The 17,760-nt window shown below is 71.7% G+C and carries 10 protein-coding genes; 7 read left to right on the forward strand and 3 right to left on the reverse strand.

Going from position 1 to position 17,760, the window contains the following annotated elements; translation table 11 throughout:
• Positions 1 to 95: 95 nt before the first annotated feature.
• Together fadJ and fadI are read right to left on the reverse strand one after the other, a co-directional pair.
• Positions 96 to 2,333 carry a fatty acid oxidation complex subunit alpha FadJ gene (gene fadJ, locus I5071_RS22370; protein ID WP_236607550.1) on the reverse strand — a complete coding sequence of 746 codons (2,238 nt, stop codon included), beginning with the start codon at positions 2,331 to 2,333 and terminating at the stop codon, positions 96 to 98.
• Position 2,334: 1 nt separating this feature from the next.
• Positions 2,335 to 3,642 carry an acetyl-CoA C-acyltransferase FadI gene (fadI, locus tag I5071_RS22375; protein ID WP_236607551.1) on the reverse strand — a complete coding sequence of 436 codons (1,308 nt, stop codon included), beginning with the start codon at positions 3,640 to 3,642 and terminating at the stop codon, positions 2,335 to 2,337.
• 404 nt (positions 3,643 to 4,046) lie between these two features.
• On the opposite strand from fadI, the gene I5071_RS22380 reads away from it, so the two are divergent.
• Positions 4,047 to 5,744 (forward strand): DUF1592 domain-containing protein, encoded by a 1,698-nt coding sequence (locus tag I5071_RS22380; RefSeq protein WP_236607552.1) that lies wholly within the window; start codon positions 4,047 to 4,049, stop codon positions 5,742 to 5,744.
• Positions 5,744 to 7,093, forward strand: a complete 1,350-nt coding sequence (locus I5071_RS22385) for a DUF1552 domain-containing protein (RefSeq protein WP_236607553.1) — start codon at positions 5,744 to 5,746, stop codon at positions 7,091 to 7,093. The genes I5071_RS22380 and I5071_RS22385 overlap by 1 nt, the downstream gene beginning before the upstream one ends.
• A 96-nt stretch (positions 7,094 to 7,189) precedes the next feature.
• Here I5071_RS22385 and I5071_RS22390 read toward each other — a convergent pair whose 3' ends face one another.
• On the reverse strand, positions 7,190 to 8,305 hold the full coding sequence (locus tag I5071_RS22390; RefSeq protein WP_236607554.1) for an AI-2E family transporter: 1,116 nt from the start codon (positions 8,303 to 8,305) through the stop codon (positions 7,190 to 7,192).
• Positions 8,306 to 9,147: 842 nt separating this feature from the next.
• On the opposite strand from I5071_RS22390, the gene I5071_RS22395 reads away from it, so the two are divergent.
• From I5071_RS22395 to I5071_RS22415, 5 genes are all read left to right on the forward strand, one after another.
• On the forward strand, positions 9,148 to 14,148 hold the full coding sequence (locus I5071_RS22395; protein WP_236607555.1) for a vWA domain-containing protein: 5,001 nt from the start codon (positions 9,148 to 9,150) through the stop codon (positions 14,146 to 14,148).
• Between the two features lie 11 nt (positions 14,149 to 14,159).
• Positions 14,160 to 15,281, forward strand: coding sequence for an AAA family ATPase (locus I5071_RS22400; RefSeq protein ID WP_236607556.1), 1,122 nt, complete (start codon positions 14,160 to 14,162; stop codon positions 15,279 to 15,281).
• A gap of 27 nt (positions 15,282 to 15,308) precedes the next feature.
• Positions 15,309 to 16,409, forward strand: a complete 1,101-nt coding sequence (locus I5071_RS22405) for a phosphotransferase family protein (protein ID WP_236607557.1) — start codon at positions 15,309 to 15,311, stop codon at positions 16,407 to 16,409.
• Positions 16,406 to 16,918: an adenylyl-sulfate kinase gene (locus I5071_RS22410; RefSeq protein WP_236607558.1), complete on the forward strand. Its 513-nt coding sequence runs from the start codon at positions 16,406 to 16,408 to the stop codon at positions 16,916 to 16,918. Before I5071_RS22405 ends, I5071_RS22410 begins: the two co-directional genes overlap by 4 nt.
• A 165-nt stretch (positions 16,919 to 17,083) precedes the next feature.
• A complete protein-coding gene (locus tag I5071_RS22415) occupies positions 17,084 to 17,692 on the forward strand; it encodes a hypothetical protein (RefSeq protein WP_236607559.1) in 609 nt (202 codons plus the stop codon).
• The last annotated feature ends 68 nt before the right edge of the window (positions 17,693 to 17,760 follow it).

A 17,760-nucleotide genomic window follows, 5' to 3' on the forward strand; every position in this document is an offset into this window, starting at 1 on the left:
CAGAGATCACAGAGGGCCGCCGAGAGAACGACGTACGGTCGAATCTCTCTGCGGCCCTCCCGTGGCCCTCTGCGGTGGATCCTCGCTCGCGGCCCTCAGGCCACCGCGCCGAGCCCTGCGCCCTGCGCGGCGACCTTGTGCTGCCCGGGCGCGACCGCGTTCTCGCCGTGGAACGTCTTGCCCGTCTTCGCCATGTCGACGAGCACCGGCGCCGGCGCGAACCGATTGCCCAGCCGATCGCGGAAGCGCTCGAGCCGGCGCACGATCTCCTTCGCGCCCACCGTGTCGACGTAGCGGAACGGCCCACCACGGAAGGGCGGGAAGCCGAGCCCGAAGATCGCGCCGATGTCTCCGTCGCGCGCGCTGCGGAGGATGCCCTCGCCGTAGCAGAGGCACGCCTCGTTCACGAACTGCAGCGCGCAGCGCTGCGCGATCTCGTCCTTCGGCAGCTTCTTGCCGGGGGTGAGACCGAGCACGCCGTACACCGTCTCGTCGACCTGCTTCTTCCCCTTCTTCTTCTTGTCGCCGTAGAGGTAGAAGCCGCGCCCGTTCTTGCGACCGAAGCGCTTGTCCGCGAGCAGCTTCTCGAAGCCCGCCGGCGGCTTCATGCGATCGCCGAACGCGGCGTGCATGATGTGCCCGACCTTCTCGCCGACGTCGATGCCGACCTCGTCGAGCAGCGTGATCGGACCGACGGGGAACCCGAAGTCCATCAGCGCGTCGTCGATGTCCTCGACCTTCACGCCCTCGGCGAGGATGAACGCGGCCTCGTTCATCATCGGCCCGAGGATGCGCGACGTGTAGAAGCCGACGCCGTCGTTCACCACGATGACGGTCTTGCCCTGCTTCTTGCCGATCTCGACGCACGTCGCGGTCACCCACGGCGCGGTCTTCGGCGTCACGATGATCTCGAGCAGCGGCATCTTCTCGACCGGCGAGAAGTAGTGCATGCCGATCACGGTCTCGGGGTGCGTGCTCGCCTTCGCGATCTCGCCGATCGGGATCGACGACGTGTTCGACGCGAAGATCGTTTGCGGCCCGCACTCGCGCTCGACGTCCATCAGGACACGGTGCTTGAGCGCGAGATCCTCGAACACCGCCTCGACCACCACGTCCGCGCCGCGCAGGCCGTCGTAGCCCGTCGTGCCGGTGACGTACGAGAGCTGCTCGCCCGCCTCGCGCACCGTGAGGCGCTTCCGCTTCACCTTCTGGTCGACGAGGTTCTTCACGTACGAGAGGCCGCGCGCGACGCCCTCTGCGTCCTTGTCCTTCAGGCGCACCGGGATCTTCGCGCTGTTCGCCGTCACGTACGCGATGCCCGCGCCCATGAGGCCCGCGCCCAGCATCCCGACCTTGTGCACCTCGTGCGGCTGCACGCTCGGATCGTCGACGCCGGTGTCCTTCTTCAGCGCGTTCGTCGCGAAGAAGATGCTCATCAGCTGCGCCGCCTGCGGCGACACCACGAGCTCGCCGAACGCGACCGCCTCCGCCTCGAGCCCCGCCTCGAAGCCCTTGTCGAGGCCCTTCTCGACGACCTCGAGGATGCGCTCCGGGCCCGGATAGTTGCCGCGCGTCTTGCTCAGCAGCTGCTTCTTCGCCTGATCGAAGAGGAAGCGACGGCCGAGCGGCGTCTTGGTGAGCGCGGCCTCCTGCAGCTTCTCCGCGCCCTCGAGCTTCGGGCCCTTCGGCGCCGCGCTGCGCGGTCCGGTGCCCTTCTCCGCGAGCGCGAGCGCGCGCTGACACGCGACCTCGAGCAGGATCGCCTCGGGCACCACCTCGTCGACGAGCCCGACCTTCTTCGCCTTCTTCGCGTCGAGCTGCTTGCCGGTGAGCAGCATGTCGAGCGCCGTCTGGATCGGCACGAGGCGCGGAAGGCGCTGGGTTCCGCCCGCGCCGGGCAGCAGACCGAGCTGCACCTCGGGCAGGCCGAGCTTCGTCTTCGGATCGTCGCTCGCGACGCGCGCGTGGCACGCCATCGCGACCTCGAGCCCACCGCCGAGCGCCGCGCCGTGGATCGCCGCGACCACCGGCGCACGGAACGTCGCGATGCGATCGAGCGCGCGCTGACCGGCGCGCGAGAGCTCCGCGGCCTCGCGATCGGTCTTCGCCTTCTGCAGCATCGTGATGTCGGCGCCGGCGATGAAGCCGCTCTTCTTGCCCGACGTGAACACGATCGCCTTCACGCTCGTGTCGCGCTCGAGCTCGTCGAACACCCGCGCGAAGTCCTCGGCGAACGACGCCTTGAGCGTGTTCACCGGCTCGCCCGGGACGTCCATGCGCAGCACGACCACACCGCCGTCGCGCTTCTCGATCGAGAGTGCGTCGCTCGCCATGTCAGTTGACCTCCAGGATCATCGCCGCGCCGATCCCGCCCGCCGCGCACGCGGTGACGAGACCGAGGTTCCCGCCGCGCCGCTTGAGCTCGCGCAGCGTCTGGGTGATCTGCCGCGCGCCGGTCGCGGCGAACGGGTGACCGATCGCGATCGAGCCGCCCGTCGGGTTGAACTTCGAAGGATCGATCTCGCCGAGCGCCTCGCTGCGACCGAGCTTCTCCTCCGCGAACTTCTTGCTCGCGAACGCCTGCGTGTTCGAGAGCACCTGCGCCGCGAAGGCCTCGTGCATGTCGATCACGTCGAGGTCCTTCAGCTTGATCCCCGCGCGGTCGAGCGCGATCGGCGTCGCGTAGCTCGGGCCCATCAGCATCTGCCCGCGCGGATCGAGCGCCGCGAACGCGTAGCTCTTGATGTAGCCGAGCGGCGTGAGGCCGAGCGCCTTCGCCTTGTCCTCGCGCATCAGGATCAGCGCGCTCGCGCCGTCGGTGAGCGGCGACGCGTTGCCCGCGGTGATCGTGCCGTACTTGCGGTCGAACGCGGGCTTCAGCTTCGAGTAGCTCTCGAGCTTGCTCTCGTCGCGCACGAGGTTGTCCTTCCCGTACGGCTCGAGGCCCTTCCCGTTCTGCACGTAGACGGTCATCACCTCGTCGGCGAGCCAGCCCTGCTTCCAGGCGTTCGCGGCCTTGGTGTGCGACTGGTGCGCGAGCTCGTCCTGCGCGGCGCGGGAGATGTGGTTCTCCTTCGCCATCTTCTCCGCGCTCTCGCCCATCGAGAGGCCCGTCGAGTACTCGACGATCGCGGGCGGCACCGGGACGAGATCCTTCGGCGAGAGCTTGCTGAACGCCTTGAGGCGCTCGCCGAGCGACTTCGCCTTGCTCGCGTCGAGCAGCGCCGCGCTGAGCTTCTTGCTCACCGTGATCGGCACGTCGGTCGAGCTGTCCGCGCCGCCGCTCACGCCGCAGTCGATCGCGCCGGTGAGGATCGCCTCGGCGATGCTGACCGTGCTCTGGTAGCTCGTCGCGCAGGCGCGGCTGACGCTGAAGGCCTCGATGTTCCGGGGCATGCCCGTGCCGAGCACGATCTCGCGCGCGATGTTCGGCGCGGCGATCGAGGGCAGCACCTGCCCGTACACGACCTGCTGGATCTCGCTCGGCGACACGCCGGTGCGCACCAGCAGCTCGTTCACGACCGCCTGCCCGAGCTCGAGCGCGGACATGTTCTTGTACGCCGAGCTCTGCTTCGCGAACGGGGTTCGCAGCCCCGCGACGACCGCCACGCGCGTGCCGTTTCCGTTCGTTCCCCTGGCCATGCGTCCTCCACCGATGAGAAAGGAGCGCGCACCGAAACCCGAGACGGCGAATGAATCGCGGTTCAGCGCACGACCGCGACGGCGTAAAACGCTTGACGCAGCGTGTCAAGAGAGGGGCGATCGTTGGAGCACCAACGATTCGCGAGCTGGCAAACAAATCGGCCCGTCGACGGGGGTCGACGGGCCGCTTCGCCGCTCGGCTCGGGACATCAACTGTCGATACGGCGACCCCTGGACATTGCGCCCAGCCGGGGCCGGCCGACCATCACCCCGAGGGGTGGATCGCGACGCGCTGGACGCGCCAGACCCCACCGGAGCGGAGCGCGTTCTGTTCCCGCGCCTCGTGATCCCCCAGAATTCGCGACGTTCCGTTACGGCACTTCCCTTGCGAAGGCGCGTGCGACATGCGCTTTCGCTCCCTCACCGCGCTCGCGGTGCTCTCGCTCGCCGCGTGCGACGGGTCGCTGCTCGATCCACGCGGCAGCGGTCCCGGCACGGTCGACGGCTGGGGTCCAGACGGCCCGAGCGGTCCAGGTGGCCCCACGGTCCCCGCCGAGCCGGGTCGCGTGACCATGCGCCGGCTCAACCGGAGCGAGCTCGACCACACGGTCCGCGACCTGCTCGGCCTCGAGCACCCGGTCAGCACCGACTTCCCCGCCGACGATCGTGGCTACGGCTACGACAACAACGGCGACGTGCTCTCGACCTCGGCGCTCCACGTCGAGCTGCTCGCGAGCAGCGCGGAGGAGTGGATCGACGAGGCGCTCGGCACGACCGAAGCGCCCGGTCCGGGCCGCGAGCGCATCCTGACGTGCGACGCCGCGACGGGCGGTGAAGCGTGCGCGCGCACCATCCTCACCGCGTTCACCCGCCGCGCGTGGCGCCGCCCCGCGACCGAGCCCGAGCTCACCCGACTGCTCGGGATGAACACGATCGCGCAGATGCACGGCGACGGCTGGCCCGAGGGCGTCCGCCTCGCGCTGATCGCGACGTTGATCTCGCCGCACTTCCTCTACCGCGTCGAGCTCGACGATCCCGCGGTCACCGGCCCCGAGCGCGTCTCGGACTACGAGCTCGCGTCGCGCCTCTCCTACTTCCTCTGGGCGAGCGCGCCCGACGACGAGCTGCTCGACCTCGCGGAAGAGGGCGGGCTCCACGACGAGACGATCCTGCGCGCGCAGGCCGAGCGCATGCTCGACGACGACCGCGCGCGCTCGCTGGTCGACGACTTCGCGGGGCAGTGGCTCTACACGCGCCTCGTCCCCGAGCACGACGCCGACGACGCGACGTTCCCCGAGTGGACGCCCGATCTCGCGCGCTCGGCGCAGGGCGAGATGGAGCGCTTCTTCGCGGCGTTCCTCGAGGAGGATCGGCCGGTCGAGGAGATGCTCACCGCGGGCTTCGGGTTCGTCGACGATCGCCTCGCCGCGCACTACGGCGTCGAGATCCCGACCGACGCGACGCGCGACGAGCAGGGCTTCGCGCGGGTGATGCTCCCCGACACGCGCAGCGCGGGCCTCCTCTCGCGCGCCGGTGTGCTCGCCGTGACCTCGCAGCCGAACCGCACCTCGCCGGTGAAGCGTGGTGTGTGGGTGCTCGAGCAGATCCTCTGCTCGCCGCCGCCGCCCCCGCCGCCCGGCGTCGAAGGGCTCGAGGCGACCGAGCCGCGCGAGGGCGAGACGCTGCGCGAGCGCTTCGAGCGGCACCGCAGCGATCCGGTCTGCGCGTCGTGCCACTCGGTGATGGATCCGATCGGCTTCGGCCTCGAGCGCTACGACGCGATCGGTCGTTATCGCGAGACCGACAACGACGGCGCGATCGACGACAGCGGGCTCCTGCCGGGCTTCGGCGACTTCACCGGCGCGAGCGAGCTCGGCGCGATGATCTCGAGCGACCCGCGCTTCCCGCGCTGCGTGACGCGCCAGATGATGACCTACGCGCTCGGCCGCGGTGTCGAGCACCGCAGCGACGAAGCGTGGGTCGACCTGCTCACCGAGGACATGCTCGCGAACGGCGGGACGCTGCGCGCGCTGGTCCTCGAGATCGTGACGAGCCCCCCGTTCCGCATGCGTGGCGCCGATCACGGCGCGGAGGACGAGTGATGTCGGCGTGGAGCAAGAAGAAGCTGGGGCGCCGGTTCTTCCTCGGCGGTGCGGGCGCGGCGATCGCGCTGCCGTTCCTCCCCTCGGCGGTGCGGATGCTCGAAGGACGTGGCACCGCGCACGCGGATCACGCGTCGTGCGAGACGCCGAAGCGGCTGCTCGCGTGGTACGTGCCCTGCGGCATCCACATGGCCGCGTGGCGCCCGACGTCGACGGGACGCGACTTCGCGCTGCCGGAGATCCTCCAGCCGCTCGAGCCGGTGCGCGGGAAGATGAACGTGCTGACCGGCATCGCGAACATGCCGGCGCGCCCCGACGGCCCGGGTGATCACGCCGCGGGCACCGGCTCGTTCATCACCGCGACCCACGTGGTGAAGACCGAGGGCTCCGACATCCGCAACGGCGTCTCGATGGACCAGGTCGCGGCGACGCACCTCGGATCGTGCACGCGCTTCGCGTCGCTCGAGCTCGGCATCGACGGCGGTGGGCCCGCGGGCGGATGCGACTCCGGCTACTCGTGCGCGTACGCGCGCAACGTGAGCTGGAGCGGACCGCAGACGCCGATGCCGAAGATGACCGACGTGCGCGCGGTGTTCGATCGCCTGTTCGACGGCTTCGATCCCACCGCGTCGCTCGCCGAGATCGAGCGCCGCCGCGCGTACCGCACGAGCGTGCTCGACGTCGCGCTCGAGGACGCGAATTCGCTGCGCCCGCGCCTCGGCACCACCGATCAGCGCAAGCTCGACGAGTACCTCACGGCGGTGCGCGAGGTGGAGCTGCGCATCTCGTCGGAGGAGACGCTGGTGTGCGAGGTCCCGGGGCGCCCCGCGGAGGACCTCGATCTCACCGCGCGAATCGACGTGATGAGCGACCTGCAGGCGATCGCGATGCAGTGCGATCTCACGCGCGTCATCACGTTCATGATGGCGAACGCGGGCAGCAACAGGAGCTATCCGTTCCTCGGCATCGGCGACGGGCACCACAGCCTCTCGCACCACCAGGGCAACGCCGAGAACCACCGCAAGCTGACGCTGATCGATCGCTGGGAGATGGAGCGCTTCTCGTACTTCCTCCAGAAGCTCGACTCCATCGAGGAGCCCGGCGGCGGCACGCTGCTCGACACCTGCGCGGTCTTCCTCTCGAGCGAGATCTCGGACGGCGATCGCCACAACCACGACGACATGCCGATCCTCGTCGCCGGCACTGCGGGCGGCGCGTGGGAGACCGGTCGTCACGTCGTCTACGACGGTCGCCCGCCGGTCGCGAACCTGTTCACGACGCTGCTCAACGCAGTCGGCGTCCCCTCGACGCGCTTCGGCGACGACGGCACCGGTCCGCTCACGATCTGATCCAAGACGAAGATCGGCTCGCCCGCCGGTCTCTACCGTCCGCGCGCTTCCCGCGCTCCCCTCCGGGACCGGCGGGACGAGCACTCCGGTAGGGACTCACGTCGCGGCGCTCGCCTCGCGGTGGGCGCCTCTCGGCTTCCAACGGAAGAGCCCGCGTCGCTCGCCATGCGGCGCCGCGGGCTCGCCCAGCACGTCTTCCACGTAGAGCATGCGGACCGCGACCACGACGACGACGAGCAGCGGCGTCGCGACGAGCACGCCGACCGGCCCGACGTAGACGACGGTCGCGAGCTGCGCGAGCACCACGAGCGCGGGCGGCAGGTTCACCGCGCGCGACTCGACCACGGGATCGAGCAGGTTCGTCTCGAGGAACTGGATCACGACGTAGAGCACGACGACCTGCAGCGCCTTCTCGGGCCCCTGCAGGAACGCGACGGCGACCGCGGGCAGCAGCGCGAGGATCGCGCCGATGAACGGGATGAACGCGAGCGCGCCGGTGATCACGCCGATCGGCAGCGCGAGCGGCACGCCCAGCAGCGCGAGCCCCACGCCGAACGCGACGCCGATCACCGTCATGAGGAAGAGGCGCGCGGCGAACCACGAGCGCAGCGTGCCCACCGTCTTGTGGATCACCTCGCGCAGCCGATCGCGTCGCGCGCGCGGCGCGAGCATCAGCACACCCTCGACGTAGCGCCCCGGCGTGGCCGCGAAGAAGATCGCGAGGAAGATCACGATCACCGTGTCCGCGAGCAGGCCGAGCCCGCTCGCGACACCGCGCTGGACCGAGCCCAGCATGTCGCCCGAGCGCTCGGCGATCTGATCGTCCATCCCGCCGACGCGCTCCCGGATCCGACGCGCCATCGGCGTCTCCTCGATCCACGTGCGCGCGCGCTCGACGCCGTCGCGCACCGCGACCTCGAGGTCGTCGAGCTGCGCCGCGATCTGGGGGCCGGTCCACATCGAGAACGCGACGACGAGCCCCACCAGCGCGACCAGCGTGAGCCCGAGCGACGCGCGATAGGGCAGGTGCAGGCGGCGCGAGATCGCGCTGGCGACCGCCCACATCGCGACGCCGAGGAGCAGCGCGCACGCCACGACTGCGGCGTAGCGCATCAACGGGGCGCCGAGGACGTACGCGAGCGCGACCCCGCCGAGGCCGATCACGATGATCTTCGCCGCGCGGACGGCGCCCTCACGCGTGTCGTCGGTCATCGCGGAGAGCACCAAGCGCGAAGCGTGCCGCGAGGGAAGGATTGGAGAGTGCCAATCGAAGGGTGGCAGTCGGGAATCGTGAGATCGATTCTCGCACTGGCACGTCGATAGGCACTCTGCTAACTCTGCGACTCGCTCCGTTCTGCTCTCACCGACGCGACGGAGGTCCACTGCATGCGCTCCCACTCCCTCACATACGTGATCGGGTGCAGCGATCCTCGGATCGGCTGCAGCGGCACCCGCACGTTGCTCGTTCGAGCGTTGCCCGTTCGAGCGTTGCTCGCTCGAGCAACGTTCGTCTGGTGAGCCGCGTCGCGGAGCTCGTGCTGCACCTGGATCCCCTGGCTCTCGCGCTCGTCTGAGCGCCTCTCGATCGCGCTTCCGCGCTCGTGAGGCGCGGCGAGCGCGGCACCGCGTCATCGAAGCGGCCCCTCCGGTGGGAGCGGCCGGACGCGGCGCCCGGTCTCCGTCGAGCCACCCGGCGCGTGGTCTTCTGGCCGCGCGCCGCGGAGACCTTCGGGCGCGTCGTCTCGAGCGATCGAGACGGCGCAGCGTCTTCGTCGCCTACGGATCCAGGCGCGCTCGTGCCCTCGCGCTCCGGCGTGCGATGCAGCCGCGCGGACGATTCCGCTGTCCGCGCGGCTCGACGACGTCGTGTGTCCACCACACGGCGTGCATGCCCCGCAGCGCACGAGCGCCCATGCGCTCCGAGCCGCGGCTCACCACACGAACACCGAGCATCGCAGTCGCGACTCCCACGCTCGTCGGGGGGGCGTGCGATTCGATGCTTGCGTACGACCGGGCTCCGGCCCGCACACTCCTCCCAACCGAACGGCGTCGCCGTGCCCGTCCTCCTCTTCCAACGCCTGCTCACGAGCACGGTGGATCGCGACGATCTGCCGGCGTTGCGCACGCTCGCGTCGCTGCCGATCCCGGAGCGAGCGCCGTGGCTCGGTGCGCTCGCGCCCGCGCTCTCGCACCCCGACGTCGACGTGCGCGTGGCTGCGGTGCGCGCGCTCGCCGGCGCTCGCGGGCGCGTGGGATTCCTGCGCATCGCGGACGCGCTCGACGACGACGACGACGCGGTGCGGATCGCGGCCGTCGAGTCGCTGCGCGCATCGAGCGCGGGCCTGCCCGCCGCGTGGGCGCTCGCGATCTTCCATCGCGATCCCGCGGTGCGCCGCGCCGCCGTCGCAGGCGCGCCGCCGCTCGGCTGCGAGTCGCTCGAGCTGCACCTGCTCCCCGATCCCGCGTGCGCCGACCACGTCACGTTGCCCACCGTGCCGCGCGCGATCGGGCCCATCCTCGCGCACGTCCGAAGCGGCGTGATGAGCGCGGAGCGGGCGCGCGGGTGGATCGAGGCGAACCTCGGCGTGCAGCTCCTCAACGAGCTCCTCGTCGTTCGCTACCGCACCCCCGCGGAGATCGATCCGATCCTCGACGGCGACGATCCCGGGGTCGCGCACGACGACACGCTCGAAGAGCTGATCGAGCTCTTCTTCGACCCCGAGGTGGAGCCCGCGCGCTGCGCGAGCGTGCTGCGCACCGTGCGCGCGATGCTGCTCGCGCGCGCCGACACCCACCGGCGCGCGGCGGCCGCGCTCTACGCGATCCTGCGGCGTACCGGCAAGCTTCCCGCGGCCGGGGCGGCGATGCTCGGCGCGCTCTATCCCGCGGCGCTCGCCGATGTCCGTCTCTCTCGCGCGCTGCGCGTCGCGGCGCTCGAGGGGCCACTGCAGTGCGGAGACGCGGTGCCCGCGCTCGCCGCAGAGGCCGTCGACGCGCTGCTCGGCGGCGATCTCGTGCGCACGCCCGAGGGCGCGCTCGATCTCCGAGCGCTCGCCGCGATCTTCACGGTGGCGCGCGGCGTCGACGTCGCGACCGTGATCGCGCGGATCGGCGAGCGCGAGATCATCGACGCGTTCCGGAGCGATGCGCGACGCGCAGCGCCGCTGATCGCACGTGCGCCCTCGCTCCTTCCGGCGCTGATGAGCGCGATGCCCGAGCAGCGCGCGCTCCTGGTCGCGCTCGCGATCGCGGCCACGCCGACCGACGACGTCACGCTGCCCGCCGGGGTCGACGGCGCGCTCGCGATCGAGATCGCGCTCGCGCTCGACGCGCTGCGCGTCTCGGACGAGGCACGGCTGACCGCGGCGAAGGTCGATCGCGCGGTCGAGATGCTCGGCGGGCAGGTCGCGGTCGCGCCCGCGGCCCTGCGCGCGCTGCTCGTCGCGCTCGTCGATCACGCGGACGCGAAGGGCTCGCCGCTGCTGCTCGATCTGCTCGGCGACGCCGCGCGGCGCGTCGGCGCCGACCCGTGGACCGAGGCTGCGCTCTCGCTCGAGCTGCACCGCCTCGTCGCGCTGGTCGTGCTGCTCGGCCACGTCACGAGCCTGCCCTTCGCGAAGGAGCTCGCGCTCGCCCACGCGCTCGCCGAGCACGACGATCCCGCGCTGCGCGGGTGGGCCGCGAGCCGCGTGCCCCGCCCTGCCCTCGAAGATCCCTCCTCGATCACGGTGGGCTCGCTCGACGAGCGCCAGATCGCGCGGATCGCCGACGCGACCACCGCGGGCGATCTGCTCGATGCGCTGCGTCCCGCGCTGACCGCACCACGCCGCGGCCTCGTCGCGGTGCTCGCGGCGCGTCGTCCGATCGTCTCGCCCGTCGTGTGCGCGGCGTTGCTCGCGTCGCACGACGATCCTGCCGCGGTGGCGCGCGAGCTGGTGCGCTGGTCCGCGCCCACCGGCGCGTTCCGCACCGAGCTCGACGCGGAGATGGTCCGCCGCTGGCGCGGCCGTCACGACGTGCTGCCGGTGCTCGCCAACGCATGGCTGCACCTCTTCGAGGCGCACGCGTTCGCGCTGATCGAGCGGCTCGCCGCGGGGACCGACGGAGTGCTCGGCGCGATCGCGGCGGCGCGCACGCTGCCCGCGCCGATCCTCGCGCAGCAGATCTGGGCCGGCGTGGCGACCGTCGCGGAGATGTGGCGATGGCGCGATCGCACGCGGCTCGAGGAGCTGGCGACGCCCGCGCTCTTCGACCTCGCGCTCTCCGAGCTCGACACCGACCTCGGCGACATGGCGGCGCGCCTGCTCGTCTCGTGCGGCGTGGTCGCGCCGACGTTGCTCGCGGAGCGAACGCCCGCGATCGTCGCGCTGCTCCCGGATCTCCCCGAGCGCACGCGCGAGCGGCTCGTGTCGATCGCGAGCGCACGCGGCCTCGCGCCGTCGCGCCGCGCGCCGCGCCCCCGCATCACGTCGACCGAGCTCGACGAGATCGCGCGCATCAAGAGCCTCGCCGATCTCGATGCCCTCGCGCGCGAGTGCGAGGGCACGGTCGAGCCGCTGGTCCAGGAGGCCGCGCTCGCGCTGCTCCTGCGCGGTGCGGGCGCCGGTGAGCGACGCATCGCGCAGCTCCTCGAGCGCGAGCCCGGCGTGCCCTGCGCGAGCGCGCTCGCGGCGGCGGTGGACTTCTTCGAGTCGGAGGCCGCGCTCGACGTCATCGAGGCGATGGTGCGCGCGCGTCGCGGCGCGGGCGCCGACGCGGAGCTGCGGTTCCGGCTCGCGGTGTCGCTCGCGCGGCTCGGTCGCGCCGATCTCGCCGACGTCGCGCTCGACGCGGCGTGTGATCCGACGCCGCCGATCGGGTGGATGCGCGAGAGCGACGTCGAGCGGCTCGAGGCGCTGCGCCCCCTGCTCGTGGTCGCGTGCGCGCTCGCGCGCTCTCCGCATCCCCACGCGTACACGCGCGCGGTGCGGACGCTGATGGCGCGCGCGTACGACCCGACGGTCCTCGGTCGCTGCGTCGAAGGGATCCGCGCGTTCCTGATCGCCGGGCCCGATCGCCTCGCGACGCTGCGCAAGAGCGCGGCGCAGTGGCTGATCGCGCACGAGGATCGCCTCGGCGCCCCGCTCCTGATCCAGAGCGCGCTGCGCGCCGAGCAAGCGCTGCCGACCGAGCTGGTGCGGCGCATCAGCGAGGGCATGGTGATGGCGCTCGCCGAGGGCGGGCTCACCGTCGGACACGAGCACGTGCTCGAGCCGCGGATCGTCGACCTGCTCGAACGGTTGCGCACGCAACCGAGCGCCCGCGAGTCCGCGCTGCGTCGGGTGCTCGAGGACGGGATCTACGAGGTCGCGCGACGCCGTGCGCGCGCCCTGATGGTCCCGTCGCGCGCCCGCGACACGAAGCTGCGCGAGGTCGCCGACGTGTTCGCGTGGGGCACGCGCCGCTCGCGCGAGCTCACCGGGCGCGTCCTCCGCTTCCACATCAGCGACGTCTCGCAGCTCGGGTACACGACGATGCGCTCGGGCGACGTCCACGTGACGCCCCTGCCGATCTTCCAGCGCGAGCGCGACGGTCGCACGATCGTCGAGGCCCTCGTGCTGCACGAGATCGGGCACCACGTGTTCCACGGCTCCGTCGAGGCGATCGCGATCTGGGAGCAAGCGGACGAGATGGGCCTCGTGCGCCTGCTCAACCTCGTCATGGACGAGCACCTCGAGCGCAACCTCCGCGCGATGGAGGCCGAGTGGGGCGATCGCCTGAAGACGCTCGCGGCGTGGGCCTTCCGTCACTCGCGCAACGACGTGCGGCTCGATCTGCTGCTCTCCATCCTCGGCGCGCACGCGTTCGAGGTGCTCAGCGCGACGAAGCTCGGCATCGCGCGCGATCGCACCGCGATCACCGTGGAGAGCGGCGCGGTGCTGGGCGCGCTCGAGTCGCGCGGCCACTCGTTCGCGCGCTTCGTGCGCGCGCTCCGCATGGGCCTCGGGGATCGCTCCGGCGATCCCAAGGTGCGCGAGGCGCTCGCGCTCTTCGATCGCAAGTTCCGTCACGCCGACGTGCCGCGGCTCTGGGAGATCGCGCAGGCGCTCCATCGCATCTTCGGGCAGGAGATCGACGTCGCGCTCGGGTTCGGCGGCGCGGAGTCGGTGTCGCGCCCCGGCGAGCTCGTCGACTGCGACGAGGGCATCACCGACGGCGAGGTGCAGCGCGAGGTGCAGCGCGTGCTCGAGGCCCCGCGCAGCGCGCCCGGAGCGCCGCCGCCGGGCCGCGATCAGCCCCTCGTGATCAACGTCGGCGCGAGCCAGGAGTGGGCGCCGATCACCCGCGTCGAGGTGCTGCCGCCCGATCCCGGAAAGCACGAGCAGGTCGCGAGCACGGTGCGCCGTCACGCCGATCGCATGCGCCGCCACCTCGAGGAGCTCGGCCTGCGATGGGAGCCGCAGCGCATGCGCCTCCAGGGTCGTCGCCTCGACGTCGCGCGCCTGCGCGCGCTGGTCACCCGCGGCGATCCGCGCGTGCTGATCGCGCGCGAGCTTCGCCACCGCACCGACCTCTTCCTCGGCGTGCTGATCGACTGCTCGGGCTCGATGAACGGCACCTCGATGGAGCGCGCCCACGCGTTCGGCGTGCTGCTCGCAGAGGCGGCGCGCGATCTGCGCGGCGTCGATCTGCGCGCGTTCGGGTTCACCGATCGCTGCGTCTACGACGCGGGCGATGCGCGACGGTCGGCGATCACCTCGCTGCGCGCGACCGACGGGAACAACGACGCGGCCGCGCTCGACTACGTCGGTCAGGTCGCCGCGCGATCGACCCGTCGCGCCAAGCTGATCGTGATGATCAGCGACGGCCTGCCCACCGAGTGCTCGGTCGAGGCGCTGCGCACGTGCGTGCGGCGCACCTCGCGTCGCGGCATCGCATGCGCGCAGGTCGCGGTGCGGCCGCTCGAGGAAGTGTGCTTCCCGCACTACGTCGTGATCGAAGGCGGCGAGCTCGACGGAGCGGTCGCGCGCTTCGGCGAGGTGATCACGAAGCTGGTGCGCCAGGTGATGAGCTGAGGAGTGCGGTCATGACGAAGCTGGAGATCGAAGAGATCCGCGAGGGCGCGGTGATGGAGGCGACGTTCTGGGCGAACCCGGTCGAGGACTCGCGCTTCAAGTACCGCGCGACGCACCTCGACGGGCGGCGCGCGCCCAAGGTCGTGCTCAGCGACGACGCGCGCATCCAGCCCGGCGTCCCGTGCCTCGTGCGCATCGAGGCGATCCACAAGCCCGAGCGAGCCGATCACGGCTACATCGAGGCGAAGTGGGAGCGCCCCGCGCCCTTCCGCATCGAGGGCGTGTGGATCGATCCCGTCGTCGCGAAGAAGCTGCAGATCCTGCTCGAGAGCGGGCTCAACATCCTGCTCGACGGCCCCCAGGGCTGCGGCAAGACGACGCTCGCGCGCGCGATCGCGGAGTCGCTCGGGATGGAGTTCGTGTTCTTCAACTGCGGCGCGGTGGTCGAGGCGAGCGACTTCCTCGCGACCATCCAGGTGCGAGCGAGCGCGTCGGGCGCGCCGGTCACCGACTTCGTCAAGACCGACGTGCTCCTCGCGATCGAGCAGGCGAACGAGACGAAGGACGAGCGCTATCTCGTCTTCCTCGACGAGCTCAATCGCTGCCCCGAGAGCGCGCGCAACGCGCTGATGCCCGCGCTCGACGCGACGCGACGCGTGTTCCATCCGGTGGAGAACCGCTTCGTGACGATCCCCGATCACGTGCAGTTCGTCGCGGCGGTGAACCGCGGTCGAGAGTTCTCGGGCACGTTCGGCATCGACGCGGCGCAGCTCGATCGTTTCGCGCCGCTCCAGATGCGCTACCCGCCGCCGCCCGAGGAGGTGAAGCTGCTGCGCGCGCGTCATCCCTCGCTCGGCAAGGAGCTCGTCGAGACGCTCGTCGCGATCGCCGATGCAGTGCGCCACGCGCCCGAGCTCGGACAGAGCCTCTCGGTGCGCGCCACCGACGAGGCGTGCGTGTACCTCGAGCATCCGCTGATGAGCGAGGAGCCGCGCGCGAACCTGCCCGACGTGCTCAAGTCGAGCTTCTGCGGCCGCTTCTCGGGCCGCTGGGACGATCCGGGCAGCGACGCAGGCGCGGTGTGGGCGACGGTGACGCGCGTGCTGCGCGAGCGCGGGGAACCGGTGGCGTGATCGGCGGGCGCGTCTAGATCGCACGAGGTGCCCGATCGATCGGACAAGCTGCCCGCGGGGCTCCGCGCGCACCTCGCGTCGCTGTTCCCGGGCGCGCGCGTCGTGAGGGCGTGCGCGCTCGGGCCCGATGCGCATCCGCCGAGCGACGAGACCGAGAAGGAGCTGGGGTACGGACACCCGCTGCGCGTCACGCTCGCGACCGAGACGGGGACGACGCACGACGTCGTGCTCCACACCGCGGGAGCCGACGAGTACGGGCACGATCGCCGCGCCGACCGCATCGCCGCGCAGGTCCTCGCCTACGACACGTTCGGCCTCTTCCCGCAGCACGTGCGCGCGATCGACGTGGGCGCGCTGCGCGACGACGGAACCCTGGTGTCGCTGCGCGCGACCGGTGAGGCGTACCTGATCACCGAGTGGGCCGAGGGCGAGCTCTATGCCGACGATCTGCGTCGCATCGGGCGCGATGGAGCGCTGCGCGAGCTCGACGTGGCTCGCGCCGACGCGCTCGTGCGCTACCTCGTCGCGCTGCATCGCACGCCGGGCACCCACGAGGGCGCATACGTCCGCGCGATCCGCGATCTGATCGGCGCGGGCGAGGGCGTCGCGGGGATCGCCGATGCGTACCCCGAGGACACGCCGGGCGCGCCGCGCGCGCGGCTCGACGCGATCGAGCGCGCGTGCCTCGAGCACCGGCTGCGCCTGCGCCGCCGCACCGATCGGCTGCGCCGCACCCACGGCGACTTCCATCCGTTCAACCTGCTCTTCGAGGGCGAGAAGCTGATCGCGCTCGACGCGAGCCGCGGCGCGCAGGGCGATCCCGCCGACGATCTCGCGTCGCTCACGATCAACCACCTGTTCTTCGGGCTCGAGCACCGCGACGTGTGGAACGACGGGCTCGGCGCGTTGTGGTCGCGGACCTTCGATCGTTATCTGCGCGAGAGCGGCGATCTCGGGATGCTCGAGACGATTGCGCCCTTCTTCGCGTGGCGCGCGCTCGTCGTGTCGAGCCCGCGCTGGTATCCGCACCTGCGCGCCGAGGATCGCGATCGGATGCTGCGCTTCGCCGAGCGCGTCCTCGCCGCGCCGCGCTTCGATCCCGTGATGGGCATCGAGGCGATGCGGTGAGCGGCACTGCCTCGAGCGGCGTCGTGCTCTGGCTCACCGGGCTTCCCTCGTCGGGCAAGTCGACGCTCGCGCGGCGCGCGGCCGACGCGCTGCGTGCGCGCGGGATCCCGACGCTCGTGCTCGACGGCGACGACGTGCGCGAGACGCTGCGCCCCCGCCTCGGCTACGACGACGACGCGCGCGACGCGTTCTACGAGACGCTCGCTCGCCTCGCTGCGCTCGCCGCATCGCAAGGGCTCGTGGTGCTCGTGCCCGCGACTGCGCATCGCCGCGCGTTCCGCGATCGCGCGCGCGCGCTCGCGCCGCGCTTCGTCGAGGTGCACGTCGACGTGCCGCCCGAGATCGCCGAGGCGCGCGACGACAAGGGCTTCTACGCGCGCGCTCGCGCGTCGCGGTCGAGCACGATGCCGGGCGTCGGCGTGAGCTACGAGCCGCCGCTCGCGCCGGAGCTCGTCGTGCACGGGAGCGACGAGGTCGACGCGCTGCTCGCCGCGATCGACCGGCTCTGATCACGCGCGCAGTCCACGCGTGTGGCCGTTGTCGCGCGCGACGTGGTGCCCACGTCGCTGCCCACACGAGGGCGGACTGCTCACTCGGTGACGCTCGCAGGGGGATGTTCGATGCGAGCCGAAGGCGGTCCGGTCCATGACCCACTCGAGATCCCGGGGGTTCACATGATCCGTTCGTTCCTGATCGCCGTCGTCGCGCTGTGCGGTCTCGCCGCGTGTGGAAGCACCGAAGAAGCGTCGACCGCGGAGACCACCGGCACCGCGCCCACGACCACCACCACGCCGCCGCCGACGCCTCCGCCCACGACGCCGACGCCCGCCGAGGGCACGACCGCGGCGCCCGGCGCTGCGCCCGCCGGTGGCGGCGGCGCGACCATCACGATCGCGACCGGCTTCACCGATCCCACGATCACGACCGGCACGTCGGGCGGCGCGGTCGAGGCCTCGACGCTCAACGCCGAGTGCGCGGGCTGGGTGAGCTCGAGCCCCGATCACGTGCTCGATCTCCAGGCCGCGATGCCGCGCCTCAAGATCATGGCGTTCGGCACCGAGGCCGACTCGGACGTCACGCTCGTCGTGCGCAAGCCCGACGGCACGTACCTCTGCAACGACGACAGCGACGGGTTCCACCCGGTCGTCGAGGGCGAGATGCCCGCGGGCCGCTACGAGATCTTCGTCGGCAGCTACGAGCAGGGCCGCCGCCAGGCGTACCGCCTCGGCATCACGACGCAGGAGGCGGCGACGCCCACGACGACGCTCGCGCAAGCGCAGTGATCGATCCCACGAACGCCGGTGATCTCGCCCGAGGTCACCGGCGTTCGTGCTTCTCGCGATCTTCGATG

This window comes from Sandaracinus amylolyticus, assembly GCF_021631985.1.
GTDB classification, from domain to species: domain Bacteria; phylum Myxococcota_A; class Polyangia; order Polyangiales; family Sandaracinaceae; genus Sandaracinus; species Sandaracinus amylolyticus_A.